13 protein-coding genes are annotated in these 13,672 nt (G+C 69.4%); 1 reads left to right on the top strand and 12 read right to left on the bottom strand.

Going from position 1 to position 13,672, the window contains the following annotated elements; genetic code table 11:
• Nucleotides 1-28: 28 nt before the first annotated feature.
• Nucleotides 29-1,414, bottom strand: coding sequence for a D-alanyl-D-alanine carboxypeptidase/D-alanyl-D-alanine endopeptidase (dacB, locus tag J2853_RS36305; protein WP_307565337.1), 1,386 nt, complete (start codon nt 1,412-1,414; stop codon nt 29-31).
• Nucleotides 1,415-1,519: 105 nt separating this feature from the next.
• On the opposite strand from dacB, the gene J2853_RS36300 reads away from it, so the two are divergent.
• Complete coding sequence (locus J2853_RS36300) at nt 1,520-2,017, top strand: inorganic diphosphatase (protein ID WP_307565335.1); 498 nt, start codon at nt 1,520-1,522, stop codon at nt 2,015-2,017.
• A 4-nt stretch (nt 2,018-2,021) separates the two neighbouring features.
• Here the strand turns inward: J2853_RS36300 and J2853_RS36295 are convergent, their stop codons facing one another.
• The 11 genes from J2853_RS36295 to J2853_RS36245 all read right to left on the bottom strand — a co-directional run bounded on the left by J2853_RS36295 (nt 2,022) and on the right by J2853_RS36245 (nt 13,522).
• The gene (locus tag J2853_RS36295) at nt 2,022-3,266 is read right to left on the bottom strand and encodes a C40 family peptidase (protein WP_307565333.1); all 1,245 of its coding nucleotides are present in this window, start codon (nt 3,264-3,266) and stop codon (nt 2,022-2,024) included.
• A 188-nt stretch (nt 3,267-3,454) separates the two neighbouring features.
• Nucleotides 3,455-5,293: an RNA polymerase sigma factor gene (locus J2853_RS36290; RefSeq protein WP_307565331.1), complete on the bottom strand. Its 1,839-nt coding sequence runs from the start codon at nt 5,291-5,293 to the stop codon at nt 3,455-3,457.
• A gap of 132 nt (nt 5,294-5,425) precedes the next feature.
• Complete coding sequence (locus tag J2853_RS36285) at nt 5,426-5,695, bottom strand: hypothetical protein (RefSeq protein WP_307565329.1); 270 nt, start codon at nt 5,693-5,695, stop codon at nt 5,426-5,428.
• 100 nt (nt 5,696-5,795) lie between these two features.
• The gene (locus tag J2853_RS36280) at nt 5,796-6,602 is read right to left on the bottom strand and encodes a hypothetical protein (RefSeq protein WP_307565328.1); all 807 of its coding nucleotides are present in this window, start codon (nt 6,600-6,602) and stop codon (nt 5,796-5,798) included.
• Between the two features lie 63 nt (nt 6,603-6,665).
• Entirely contained in the window at nt 6,666-8,276 is a 1,611-nt protein-coding gene (locus J2853_RS36275) for an ABC-F family ATP-binding cassette domain-containing protein (protein ID WP_307565327.1), read from the bottom strand.
• Nucleotides 8,277-8,354: 78 nt separating this feature from the next.
• Complete coding sequence (locus J2853_RS36270; RefSeq protein WP_307565326.1) at nt 8,355-9,464, bottom strand: cytochrome P450 family protein; 1,110 nt, start codon at nt 9,462-9,464, stop codon at nt 8,355-8,357.
• Nucleotides 9,461-10,858 (bottom strand): cytochrome P450, encoded by a 1,398-nt coding sequence (locus J2853_RS36265; RefSeq protein WP_307565325.1) that lies wholly within the window; start codon nt 10,856-10,858, stop codon nt 9,461-9,463. Before J2853_RS36265 ends, J2853_RS36270 begins: the two co-directional genes overlap by 4 nt.
• Nucleotides 10,855-11,460: a GTP-binding protein gene (locus J2853_RS36260; RefSeq protein WP_307565324.1), complete on the bottom strand. Its 606-nt coding sequence runs from the start codon at nt 11,458-11,460 to the stop codon at nt 10,855-10,857. The genes J2853_RS36265 and J2853_RS36260 overlap by 4 nt, the downstream gene beginning before the upstream one ends.
• Complete coding sequence (locus tag J2853_RS36255) at nt 11,438-11,794, bottom strand: DUF742 domain-containing protein (RefSeq protein WP_307565323.1); 357 nt, start codon at nt 11,792-11,794, stop codon at nt 11,438-11,440. The genes J2853_RS36260 and J2853_RS36255 overlap by 23 nt, the downstream gene beginning before the upstream one ends.
• Entirely contained in the window at nt 11,791-12,192 is a 402-nt protein-coding gene (locus tag J2853_RS36250) for a roadblock/LC7 domain-containing protein (protein WP_307565321.1), read from the bottom strand. Before J2853_RS36250 ends, J2853_RS36255 begins: the two co-directional genes overlap by 4 nt.
• Entirely contained in the window at nt 12,185-13,522 is a 1,338-nt protein-coding gene (locus J2853_RS36245) for an ATP-binding protein (protein WP_307565319.1), read from the bottom strand. Before J2853_RS36245 ends, J2853_RS36250 begins: the two co-directional genes overlap by 8 nt.
• Nucleotides 13,523-13,672 lie beyond the last annotated feature (150 nt).

Below are 13,672 nucleotides of genomic sequence, written 5' to 3'. Positions count from 1 at the left end.
TTCCGAGTCGCGCGCATCGGACCGGCAATCAGCTGGAGGCGACGGTCGCGGCGAGTCTGTCGAGGGCCGCCTCCGCCTTTCCCCAGCCGGGTGGAACCCTGTCCGCCATGAACGCGAAGGTCACCAGACGGCCTTCGCGCGTGGTGGTCACGCCTGCAAGGGTGTTGACTCCGTCCAGGGTTCCCGTCTTGGCACGGATCAGACCGTAGACGGAATGACTTTTGCCGAACCGGTGCCCGATGGTGCCGCTGAACCCGGCGATGGGCATGCCGCTGATGATCGAGTGGAGATGGGGGTTGCCCGAGGCGGACGCCGTCGCGACCAGGCGGGCCAGTCCCGCGGGGGTGATGCGGTTCTTGGGGGACAGCCCGCAGCCGTCGAAGATCCGCACGCCCTCGTCCGCGCCGATCCGGGTCAGCACCTGGTGAACGGCCGCCACCGCACCCTCGAACGAGGCGGGTTTGCCCTCCTTGATGGCGATCTGCCTGGCCAGGGCCTCGCTGAGGTCGTTGTCGCTGAGCGTCAGGGCGCGCTCGACCAGGGCGTAGACCGGCGGGGATTCGACCCGGGCGATCTCCTGAGCGCCCGCCGCGGCCTTGACCCGTCTGGCGGACCCGGAGACCGTGATGCCGTACTTCGGCAGCAGCGACACGAACGCCCCCCGCGCCACGCGGGAGGGGTCGGAGACCCGCTGGTGGCTGTTCGGGGAGACCCTGCCCTCGTCGACCATGAGCGCCGTGACGGGGGCGACGCTGCCCTCGGGCACATAGTTGGGCTTCCAGGTCGAGGCGGTACGAGGGCCGGTGTAGAGAGAGTCGTCGTAGGCCACCGTCACCTTGGTGACCCCCGCCGCCTTGAGCGCCTTGGCCGTGAGCCTGGCGAGGGAGGACAGCGAGGTCGGCTGGGGGTAGTAGAGGGGGTCCCCGGACGACCTGGGGCCCGCCAGGGTGGGGTCTCCGCCGCCGACCAGGATGATCGAGCCGGGTGAGGAGCCTCGCACCACGCGGGTGCTCAGCCTGGCGTCGGGTCCCAGTGAGGCCAGCGAGGCGACCGCGGTGACGAGTTTGGTGGTGGAGGCGGGGGTGATTCCCACGCCGGCGTCGCTGTCGAACAGCGTGGCGCCCGTCTCTGCGTCGAGGACCACGGCTCCGACCCTGTCACCCAGCGCGGGGTCCCCCAGCGCCTCGGTCAACCGCCCGGCCAAAGTACCCTTGGCAGGGAGAGGCCCGTTCCCCCGTGCGGCCAGCACCGGTCCCGCGGTGATGATCGGAATGGGAGACGGCTTGGCCGAAGCGACCGGTTCGGACCCCTGCGTGCCCAGCTCACCGCTGGCGAGCAGGTAGACACCGGCCACGACGGCGACCAGTTGCAGCAGGACGAGAGTGACCACGGCCACCCACCGCTCACGCCGCATTTGCCGCCAGCCTCTCATCATCGGTATCCAACGGGTGTTTATTAACGCCTAAGAGACATTAACGCCCAACCGGGTGCACCCGGGGGCTTGAGCGGAGGAACAGCGGTGGAGTTCGACGTTCTCGTTGAGATTCCCAAAGGGCAACGGAACAAGTACGAGGTGGACCACGAGTCAGGGCGGATCCGGCTCGATCGGATGCTTTTCACCTCCACGCAGTACCCCGCCGACTACGGCTTCATCGAGAACACCCTGGGCGAAGACGGCGACCCCCTCGACGCCCTGGTACTACTCCAGGAGCCGACCTTCCCCGGCTGCCTCATCAAGTGCCGCACGGTCGGCATGTTCCGCATGACCGACGAGAAGGGCGGAGACGACAAGGTCCTCTGCGTTCCCGCCACCGACCCCCGGATGGAGCACATCCGCGACATCCATCACGTCCCGGAGTTCGACCGTCTGGAGATCCAGCACTTCTTCGAGGTCTACAAGGATCTGGAGCCCGGCAAGTCCGTCGAGGGCGCCAACTGGGTCGGCCGGGTCGAGGCCGAGGAAGAGATCGTGCGCTCCATCAAGCGCGCCCAGGACCAGGAGCACGACAAGCACTGAGCCATCAGACGGGGCGGGTCGCACCGACGAGGTCGCTGCGCCACGCCGGCGCGACCCGAACCACGTCACCGGTCTGCGGGGCGTGCACCATCTGCCCCCTGCCGATGTAGATCCCCACATGATGGATGTCACCGGGATTCTGCGTGATCCGGCCGAAGAAGAGCAGGTCACCCCGGTTGAGCTGGCTGAGCGGCACATGCGGGCCCGCGGTCCACTGGGTGCCGGTCCAGTGGTCCAGCGTGATCCCGACCTGCTCCCACGCCCGCATGGTCAGGCCGGAGCAGTCGTAGGTGTCCGGGCCCGCCGCCGCCCACACATACGGCTTGTTGAGCTGGGTGAGCGCCCAGTCGGCGGCGATGTCCCCCCTGGACGACGTCGCGCCGAGCGCCAGGCCCGCCCCCGGCGTCCCCATCCGCGCCGTCTCACGCGCCACCGCCGCGGCCTGGCGCCTTTCCTGCGCGGCGCGCTCCCTGGCGATCCTGGCCCTCTCCAGCTCCGCCGCCCGCTCCCTGGCGAGCCGGTCGGCGGTGCTGCGCGCCTCGTCCGCCTGCCGCGTCAGCAGCGCCTGCTCCCGCTTGATCCGCTGAGTCGCCGCGAGCTGCCTGGCCACGGCCTCCTCGGCCGCCTTCTTCGCCGTCTCGGCCCGCCCCTCGGCCTCCTTCTGGCGGGCGTAGGCGTCTTCGGCCTGGCCCTGGAGGATGGCGAAGACCTCCTGCGAGTCGCGTAGCTGCCTGAGCATCTCGGCGTGGCCCCCGCCCATGTGGGCCAGGATGCTGGCCCGATGCAGGTAGTTCTGATCCATCGAGCCGCCGAGGTCGGCCATCATGGCCATCATCGGCTGGGCGAGATCCAGCCCGCCGTAGCTCTGGGCGGTGATCGCGGCCACCGCCTCGCGGGCCTTCTCCACCTCCGCCCCCGCGTCGGCGGCCCGCTTGTTCGCCTGCTCGAAGAGATTCTGCGCGTCGAGGGTCTTGACCCGCTCACCGTTGTAGAGCTCGATGAGCTTCTCCGCCTCGGCGACCAGTCCGTCGAGGTTCGCCTGCGCCTCGGCGAGCAGGACCGTGGTCGTGCTCAGCTGTTTGCTTCGCTCACGGGCCTTGGCCATGGCTTCGGCGACCTCGTCGGCGGACGGGCCCGGCCTGCGCAGCAGGGCCTCGGCCGGAACGCCCGCACCGGCGATCAGGCAGCAGGACAGACCCAGGCCGACGACCACCATGACGCGACGACGCCCTTTGAGCGTGAAATGCATACGTTTACCCCCCGAATTCCCGTATTGCCGCATTCCACTAAGCGCCGCCGCATATCAATACGTATTGATGCGGTCCGCTGGGGATTAATGCGCGACAACCGGCCTACCCACAATTCCCTTCAGTCACTCTCCGCACACATGTAGCACACGCAACGTGATTTTGGGGGCAGGCTCCGAGGGGCTTTCCGTCAGGTCGTCGGCTCCGGATCGGGGGTCGCGTCCGGCTGTCCGGCCGACGGGGCCGTCTGCCTCTCCGACGGGACGGGCGGATCCGAGGGGGCGGGGGGCTGCGGGTTCGGCTGCGGCGGGTTCGGATTCGTCGGGGCGGGAGCCGACCGCGGTGGGTTCGGGCGCGCCGGGGCGGGAGCGTCCGGTGCCGGCTTCCCGTTCCGGTTCGGGAGATGCGGGCGCGGGGAGTCCGGGTTCGGATTCGCCGGGCGCCTGGGGGTTTCGTGCCTCGGGCGCTCCGGGGCCGGATTCTTAGGGATCTTGCGGGCCGAGGCCGGTTTTCTGGGGGTTTCGCGCCTCGGGTGCGCCCGGGACGGGTTTCCGGGGGCCTTGTTCCTCGGGTGCCGCGGACCGGCCGAAGCCGGCCGGGAGGAGGGCCAGGCCGGTTTCGAGCCCCTGGGGCGCGGACCCGACGACCTGGGAGTGATCGCGCAGCGACGGGAGACGTGCCTGCCTCCCTGATGGTCGCGCACCCGGTGGTGCCCGTCCGGTGAGCCCGCCCGGGTCGGTCCCGGCGATGCCGGCCAGGCCGGATCGAGGGGCCGGGACGGCTCCGCGGGTGTCTCCGCCGGTTCGCCCGTCCTGTCGCCCGAGCCGCCGGTCGGCGCTCCGTCCGGCTCGCCCGCGGGCCGGGGGGAGTTTCCGGCGGGCCGGCCGGTCGGGACGGGGCCGAGGGCACGCCGGTCGAGGTCGAAGGCGGGCCTGGTGACGGCGATCGGCCCTCTCGACCCGGTGGATCCGACCGGGCGGACGGGGACCTTCCCGTCGACGGGCTCCAGCGTCATGGGGGTCTCGTCGGGGCCGGGAGCCCACGGCAGCCGGACGCCCGGCGGTTCCGCCGCGACCGGCGGCGTGCCCGAGGCCACGCCGACGACCACCTCCCCGGGCGCGCCGGGGAGCTGGGAGAAGATCAGCGCGATGGCGGCGACCGCGGCGACCGCAGCCGCCGCACCGGCCATCGCATAAGGCCGGCGACGCTTCCGGCGAAACCCGTCGGCGGGAAACCCGGCGGCGTCGAGAAGGCCGACTCTGCGGGCGACGTAACGCCGGTAGGGGACGAGCTCGGGATCGGCGAAACAGCTCATCACCCGTACGCGCAACGTCTCCGGCAGCGTGATCACCGGCAGCAGTTCGAAGACCTTGCCCGCGGAGACCTGCCTGACCCGGTGCGGCGCGCAGGTGTCACAGCGGTTCACGTGGCGGATCACCCGCTCGCGCGTCTCCGGGGTGAGCTCGCCGGAGAAGCCGGTCAGCATCTGGGCCCGGCTCACGCAGTCGTACGGCCCCTTGCGGACCAGGACCTCGGCGGTGACCACGTCACGCAGCCGCTCCCGAGCCAGCTCGTACAGCGCGCCGGCGGTCTTCGCCGTGACCCGCAGCACCGCGGCGAGGTCGGCGACGGCCAGGCCGTGCCGGCAGGCCAGCTCCAGGACCTCCCGATCCCTGGGCGACAGGCTCCGGGTGGCGTTCCAGGCCATGACCCGCAGATCGGCGTCGCCGCCGCCGGTGAACACCGGGTCCGCGGCCACGGGGTCGAGACCCATGGTGAGGTTGCGCCGTACGCACTCCCCCCGGGCCAGGGCGTACAGCCACACCTCCAGCCGATCGGGATCGGAGAGCTCGCGGATATGGGCCTCGGCCGCGATCAGTGTGTCGCGGAGCGCCACCTGGGCGGCGTCGGGAGTGCCCACCATGGACCAGCAGTATCTGTAGATGCTCTCGGCATAAGCGTCGTAGAGCGCGACGAGGGCACCCGGATCGCGTGCGCGCAAGGCTTCGACCAGGACACTGTCATTCATGTAACAGAAGGTAAATGATTGGTAACTACTAGTTCCAGTCGTTTCCATATAGTGACAGTAATTATCTTCGTTACGTCAAATGAGTCAGCAAAAAACGCCGCATATCCTGCACTCAAAAATATGGATAAACAGCTATTTGCCTGAATCGATGGCGTCGGACGACCGCCGGTGAGGCGTGGTGTCGAGCCGGGCGGAGGCGGTGGCCGCGACCGGCCGCTCGGGCGGCAGGTTGCCGCTCGGGGCGGGCATGGGGCGGGCGGGCGCCCGCACCGGCGGCGAGGGAATCGACATCACCGTGGCGCTGGGCGCCTGGACGCTCGGCACCCGTGACGGCATCTCACCCGGCGTGACCTCGATACGGCCGCAACCCGGCGCCAGCAGGACGGCCAGCGAGACCGGCACGATCCTCGACAGCCTCGACGGCCGTCGCGCCCGGCCGGTCACCTTCCGCGACGAGGCGCCCCGGCCCCGCCTCGCCGTACGGCACGCGCCATGGGTCCTGTCACGGCCGGCTGTCACTGAGCAGCGTCGACCTGCCCCTGTCCTTGGCGAACGGCGCGGTGGTCGGCTTGACCGTGTGCAGGGGGATGACACCGCCCTTGGCCAGTTCCTCGTAGGGACGGCTGCTCGATCCCCAGGTGCGGGCGGTCACCTCGGCCGTGGCGACCTTGCCGGTGTCCGCGACGCTCTTGATCTGCATGATGAAGCGGCGCTTCTCCCCCGCCCGGACGTCTTCCACGAACGTGCTTCCCCCGCCGAGCAGCTTGCCCGCCTTGTCCCGCAGGAGCGCGGTGACCGCCAGGCTTTCGGCCGGTCGCCGGTAAGGCGTGCCGACGTACCCGGTGATCAGGTAGCTGCCCTCCTTGCTGTCGGTCAGCACGTCGGAGATCGGGAAGGGCAGGAAGGACGAGACGATCCGCCCCGCCTGACGCCACTGCGCCGGACGGTACTGGATGCTCACGGTGGCCGGCTTCTCCGCGGCGACCACATGACCGCTGAAGGAGAGCGAATCGGCCGGCGGCACGGCGTCCAGCGGCTGGTCCAGCCGGACGACCTCCTTGCCCGAGGCGTCCTTCGCGACCACCGTGGCCACCGTGTGCTCGCCGAAGTGCCACGGGTTGCGGTTGGCGAGCACTCCGGCCCAGTTCACCACATACCCATCGTCGCCTTTGACGATGGACGAGGCCTGTTCCTTGACCGCCAGCGGCTTGAGCGTGGCGGCGGCCTGCTTGTCGTCATCGGAGCATCCGGCGAGGACAAGGGCGGCGAGGACCGCGAGGACACTGACGATTCGGGTACTGTACGTCACCTAGTCGTCATAACCCGTAATCACCCCGCCGCATCGCGGACACGCTCAGTCCGGGCGAACTTTTTAGCGCTGACGAACCACCCGGGTCTCGTCCCATACCGGTTCGGGCGCTTCGTACACCTTTCCGTCGGAGCCGAAGACCAGGTAACGGTCGAAGTCATCGGCGAACCACCGGTCGTGGGTGACCGCGACCACGGTCCCGTCGAAGGCGTTCAGCCCCTCCTGCAGCGCTTCGGCGCTGGCCAGGTCGAGGTTGTCGGTCGGCTCGTCCAGCAGCAGCAACGTGGTGCCCGACAGCTCCAGCAGCAGGATCTGCAGTCGCGCCTGCTGTCCGCCGGACAGCGTCTCGAAACGCTGCTCGGCGATGGTCCCGGCCAGCTCGTACCGGGACAGCACCTTCATCGCCTCGTTCTTCAGCCGGGCGTGCTCACTCATGACGATCTCGCAGGGCGTCCGGCCGATGAGCTCGGGACGGGCGTGGGTCTGCGCGAAGTGGCCGGGCACGACCCGGGAGCCCAGCCTGGCCACACCGGTGTGCCTGACCTCGCCCCCGGCGATCAGCCGGAGGAAGTGCGACTTGCCCGACCCGTTGGAGCCGAGCACCGCGACCCGCTCGCCGTACCAGATCTCCAGGTCGAACGGCTTCATCAGGCCGGTGAGCTCCAGCCCCTCACAGATCACCGCCCGCTTGGCGGTCCGGCCGCCCTTGAGCCGCATGCTGATGAACTGCTCCTTCGGCGCCGCCTCGGGCGGTCCCGCCTCCTCGAACCTGCGCAATCGCGTCTGGGCCGAGTGGTAGGCGGCGGCCATGGTGTCCATGTACTTGGCCTTCTGCTTGAGCATGAGCACCAGCCGCTTGATCTTCGCGTGCTCCTCGTCCCAGCGTTTCTTGAGCTCGTCGAGGCGTTCGTTGCGGTCCTTGCGAGCCTGGGCGTAGGTGCGGAAGCCTCCGCCGTGGACCCAGATGTTGCCGGACTCGACGGTGACGATCCGGTCGGCCGCGTTGGCCAGGAGCTGCCGGTCGTGGCTGACCAGCACCACCGTCTTGGGCGTCTCACGGAGCGCCTGCTCCAGCCACAGCTTGCCCGGCACGTCCAGGTAGTTGTCCGGCTCGTCCAGCAGCAGCGTCTGGTCGGGGCCCCGCAGCAGCGCCTCCAGCACCAGCCGCTTCTGCTCACCGCCCGACAGCGTGTTGACCTCGCGATACTTGCAGTCGTCGTACGGGATGCCGAGAGCGGCCATCGTGCAGGTGTCCCAGAGCACCTCGATGTCGTAGCCGCCCGCGTCGCTGTAGTCCGTGATGGCCTGCGCGTAGCGCATCTGGGCCTTCTCGTCCTCGCGCTCCATCATCACGAGCTCGGCGGCGTCGAGCCGCTCGGCCGCCTGCCGCACACGCTGGGGGGCGACGCTCACCAGCAGGTCGTGCACGGTCCGCCCGTCACGGATGCTCCCGATGAACTGCCGCATGATCCCCAGGCCGCCGGAGCTGGCGACGCTGCCCTCGATCGGCTGCAGGTCCCCCGCGATCAACCGCATCAGCGTGGTCTTGCCCGCACCGTTCGGCCCGACGAGCGCCGCCTTGACCCCTTCACCGATCCGGAAGGACACGTCGTCCAGCAACGGCCGCCCATCCGGCAACACATACGTCAGATGACCAACCTCAACGTGCGCCACCGCGATTCCCTCCAAAGGTCCTCGCGCAGCGTACCCGCCGGTTTCGCATCCGGGCATCCGGTTTCTTCTCGACGACGATTACAGCTCCGGTCGCAGCACGACCGGAAGGGTGCGGTGTCCGTTGGCGATGAACGAGTCCATGGGCAGGAGTTCGTGCGCGGGAACGGCGAGGGCGAGGCCGGGGAAACGGTCGAACAGGGCGGGGAGCGCGATTCCGGCTTCGAGCCGTGCCAGGGGCGCGCCCAGACAGTAGTGAACGCCGTGGCCGAACGAGAGGTGGTCGCGCCGGGTCGGACGGGTGAGATCGAACCGATCGGCGTCGTCGCCGTGCTGCTCCGGGTCGCGGCCCACGGCGGCGTAGCCCGCGATGATCGCATCCCCCTTGCCGATCAGGACGCCGTCGAGATCGATGTCCTCGACGGCGTAGCGCAGCGGCAGGTTGGCCACCGGCGCCTGCCAGCGCAACGTCTCGTCGATCACGTCGTCCCAGGAGGCGCCGCCGGTGCGCGTCAGGTCGAGCTGGCCGGGATGGGTCAGCAGGGCGTGGACGGCGTTGTCGATGAGGTTGACGGTGGTCTCATGACCCGCTGCGATCATCAGGAACAGGGTGTCGATCAGCTCGGCCTCGCTGAGGCGGGAGTCGCCGGTGTCGTCGCGGGCGACGATCAGGTCGCTGGTCATGTCGTCGCCGGGGTTCTCACGCTTGGAGGCGACCAGGCCGCTCAGGATGGCGTACGCGTCACGCTGGGTGGCCATGACCTCCTCCGCGTCGGCGGAGGTGTGGAAGACGCTGTCGACGACGCGGCGCAGATCGTCTCGTGCGCCGTCCGGAATGCCCAGCAGCTCGCCGATCACCCGCATGGGGAGCTGGTAGGCGAACTCCTCACGCAGGTCGACGGCCTCGCCCGCCGCGGTGCCGGTCAACCTGTCGAGAAGGTCGCCGGTGATCTCCTTGACGCGCGGGCGCATGACCTCGATACGGCGCGGGGTGAACGCCTTGGAGATCAGTGACCGCAACCTTTTGTGGTCGGCGCCGTAGGCGGTGAACATGTTGTCCACCGCGACCCAGGTGATCAGCGGCCAGTCCGGCGCTATCTCCCCGCCCGCGTAGGAGGGCCAGTGCCGGCGAGGGTCCTTGGAGACGCGAGGGTCGGCCAGCAGCCGCTTGAGCGCCTGATGCCCGGTCACCGCCCACGCCACCACTCCGCCAGGAAGCTCCACCGGCGTCGCCGGGCCGGCGTCGCGGAGTCGGGAGGCCTCGGCGTGGATGTCGCGGCCGGTCGGATCCAGGCGGATGGGGCAAGATTCCACGAACTGTCTCCAGATGTCTCGTCGATCTGAATGGGGGTGAAGCGGACGGGCAAGGTCGTCAGGGCCCGGTGAAAAGGTCCGGGACGCCATTGGAGTTCGTTGACGGGAACGGCCAGCTCGACGTCCGGGACCCGGTCCATGAGCCGTTCGATCGCGACCGCGGCGATCAGACGGGCCGCGTCCCTCGCGGGGCACGTGTGCGGGCCCGCGCTGAAAGCGAGGTGAGCGCGGTTACCCGACCTCTGCATGGCGTGGGTCAGCGCCGGGTCGGTGTTGGCGGCGGCGAGGCTGACGACGACCGGCTCTCCCTCTTTGAGACGGACTCCTCCCAGGTCGACGTCGCGGAGGGGGTAGTGGACGGCGTAGTTGGCCATCGGAGGATCCAGCCACAGCACCTCGTCCAGCGCGGCGTCGATGGACATGCTCCCGCCGGACAGGCTGCCGGCGAACCGGTCGTCGGCGAGCAGCAGCCGCAGCGCGTTGCCGATCAGGTTCTGCACGGGCTCGGTGCCGGCCGCTATGAGCAGCGTGCACTGATGGAGCATCTCCTCGTCCGTCAGCTGCGAGGGATGGGACATCAGCCATGACGTCATGTCCTGCCCCGGCCTGGCGCGTTTGAGGGCGACCAGGTCCTGCACGTACCGCCCGAACAGCGCGTCCCCCTCCTCCGCGCCCGCGCCGCCCTCGAACATCTTGGCGAGGGCGGCGACCAGCCGGTCGCTGTCGGAGTCGTCCAGGCCGAAGAGCCGGTTGAAGATGAGCAGCGGCAGGACTCCGGCGTATCCGGCGAGCAGCTCCGCCTCTCCCCTGGGAGCGAACCGGTCGATGAGCGTGTCGGCGCTGCGCTCGGCGTAGCCGCGCAGCGCGTGGGGATCCACGCGGTCCAGGCTGTCGGTTATCGCCTGGCGCAGCCGGGTGTGGGCCGTGCCGTCGGCGAACAGGGCGTTGGGCCGGTATCCCATCATCGGGATGACGGGGCTGTCCGGGGGAACCTCCCCCTCGGCCAGGGCGCGCCATCGGCGAGGATCCTTGGAGAACATCTGCGGGCTGCGCAGCACCCCGAGCGCGGCGTAGTAGCCGGTGACGAGCTTGGCGTGGACCCCGGGGGCGAGCTCGACCGGCGCGACCGGCCCGGACCGGCGCAGCCGGTCGAAGACGAGACCGGGGTCGGCCGCGTACCGGGGCCCGTACAGCGGGACGGGGGAAGCGTGATCGGTGTGCGCCGGACACCCCGGGGGCGGTACGGAGACGAGGTCGGGATCGTTGGTCACACACGCTCCTGTTGATGGGTGCGGGTCTGGAGGTACTGGACGAGGGCGATCAGCGCGGCGAGGGCCGACGGCCGGTCGCGGGCGTCGCACATGACCAGAGGTGTCTCGTCGAGCAGGTCGAGAGCGCCCCGCAGCTCGCTCTCGCCGAACGTGGGCGCGTCGTCGAAGTGGTTGACGGCCACCGCGTAGGGCAGGCCGTACTCCTCCAGCATGTCCATGACGGGGAAGGAACGGTCGAGGCGGCGGGTGTCGGCCAGCACCAGCGCGCCGAGGGCTCCGTACGCCATGTCCCGCCACAACTGCTGGAAGCGTTTCTGCCCGGGTGCCCCGAACAGGTACAGCACCAGGTGAGCGTTGAGGGTGATGCGGCCGAAGTCCATCGCGACGGTGGTCGTGCTCTTGCCTTCGACCCCGGCCAGGTCGTCGACGGTGGCCCCGGCCTGGGTCATGGTCTCCTCGGTGCTCAGAGGGGTGATCTCCGACAGGGTGCCGACCATGGTGGTCTTCCCGACGGCGAAGTGGCCCACGATCAAGATCTTCACCGCGGACCGCACCGTGTCGGGCAGATAGACGGCGTCGTCACGCCAGGGCGCGGAGTCCATCGAGCACCTCCTGAAGGAGCTTGATATCGGGACGTTCGGCCGGCGGAGCGGGGGCGCGGGTGATGATGTGGCCGCTGTCCACGAGATCTCCCAGCAGGACCTTGGTGACGCTGACGGGCAGCACGAGGTGCGCGGCGACCTCGGCGACCGACAGCGAGCCTCCCCGGCACAGCGTCATGAGCCGCCGCTTCTCCGGCCCCATGCCGCTCAGCGGCAGGTCGTTGGCGGCCATCACCAGGGTCACGAGGTCGAACGTGTTGCGGGTCGGGAAGGCTCGTCCCTCGGTCATCACATACGGCCGGACCAGCCCGTTGTCGCGTCTGGGGGGTCTCATGCAACACTGCCGATGTCTCGCCGGGGCGGACTGGTCAGCTCCTTACCAAGTCGTGCGATGAGTTTCTGCATTCGGTAGGTGACTACCTCCAGGTCCGCTTCATCGGTACTGGAGACCGCGAGATAGGCCCCCGGGCCGGCGGCGATGACAAAGACGTATCCGTCGACGAACTCGACCATGGTCTGCCGCCACGTGGTCGGCGAGTCCGCGCAGAACTCCGCCGTACTGCGGCTGAGCGACTGCAGTCCGGACAGCGCGGCGGCCTGCTTGTCAGCGTCGTCCCGGCTGATGCCCTGGGAGTGCGCCTGCAGCATCCCGTCGGCGGTGAGCAGAATCGCATGGCGCGCCCCGGGCACGTCCAGGACGTCGTTGAGCATCCAGCTCAGCTTTTCACTCATGCTCGGGATTCCCTTCGTGGTCGGGCTGGACGGACTCACGGCCGGATCGGTGGTCGGACTGGACGGACTGGACGGGTTCACGGCCGGGCCGGTGGTCGGACCTGACGGACTCACGACCGGATCGGGTGCCGCGCTGGAAGGCGCCCATGACAGCGGCGGCCTCCCGCGCCGGACGGTCCCAGACGGCACTCGGCGCGGGCTCTTCGACCGCCGGCCGCGCCTCGGCGACCGGCTCCCGGCGGCGGCGCTGCGGCAGCGTGCCGTCCGCCGGTGGCGCCTCAGGGGCGTCGGACACGAACGGCCCCGGCGACATGGCGGGCACGACAGGTCCGACAGGTCCGGTGGGCACGACGGGTACGGCGGACACGACGGGCACGGCGGGCGCATCTCTCACGTCGGCACCGGTGAGCAGCGAGTTGGGCAGGAACACCACGGCACGCACGCCCCCGTAGGGAGAGTGCGAGTCCACCGAGACACGAAACCCGTAGCGCTTGGCGAGCACGCCGATGACGAGGAATCCGAACTGAGGGGGGTCGCCGAGCCTGGTGACGTCCACGGCCTTCTCGCCGGACAGGAGCGAGGTCGCCTGTCGCGTCTCCTGGTCGTGCATGCCGACGCCGCCGTCGTCGACGACGATGACGGCCCCGTTGTGCATCGCATGGATGTTCACCTCCACCGACGTGTTGGGTTGTGAGTGGCGCGCGGCGTTGTCCAGCAGTTCCGCGACGGCGAGAACCACCGGCTCGACCACCCTGCCGATGACGGCGGTGTCGATCTGCGCGTGGACCCGGACCCGCCGGTAGTCGCGAATCCTCGACGTCGCGCCGCGCACCACGTCCTCCACCGTGGAGGCGGCCCGCTGCCGTCCCGGCCAGGCCCCGCACAGGACCGCGATGACCTGGGCACGCCTGCCGAACTGCGCGTTCGCGTGGTCGATCTCCAGCAGATCCTGGAGCACCTGGGGATGGTCGTGCCGGTCCTGCATCGCCGAGATGGACAGCTGCTGCTCACTGGCCAGGCCCTGGAGCGCGCGCATCGCGGCCATCAGGGCGGCCCGCACCGACTGGCCCGCGCGAGCCTGGACCGTGTTCAGGCTCTGGGTGAACTGATCGACCACCGACTCGAGATTGTTGCCGTACTCCGATCCCATCAGCTGCTCGTACAGCGGCCCCGGTACCGCGACGACGTTCTGGTGCAAGGACTCCACCAGCGCGGGAAGGCGCGCACCGGCCAGGTGCCGGATCTCCTCGTCCCGGATGCGCAGGCTGGTCGTCAGCAGGGCGTTCCGGTTACGCAGGGCCGCGGTGATCTGCCACTGACGTACCGCCAAAACTATGGCGATAAGCGCACAAATCACCACGAAATAGAACAAAACCTCCAACGTAGTACGTGACATCAGGTCCTCATGGTCGGGGGCGGACAAATAGGACTTTCAGCGATCGGTCATCCAATTCCATGAAGGTGATTCGGTTGTCCAACT

Origin of the sequence: Streptosporangium lutulentum (assembly GCF_030811455.1) — a bacterium.
Classification (GTDB): domain Bacteria; phylum Actinomycetota; class Actinomycetes; order Streptosporangiales; family Streptosporangiaceae; genus Streptosporangium; species Streptosporangium lutulentum.
This window is presented reverse-complemented; position numbering and strand designations above follow the sequence as displayed.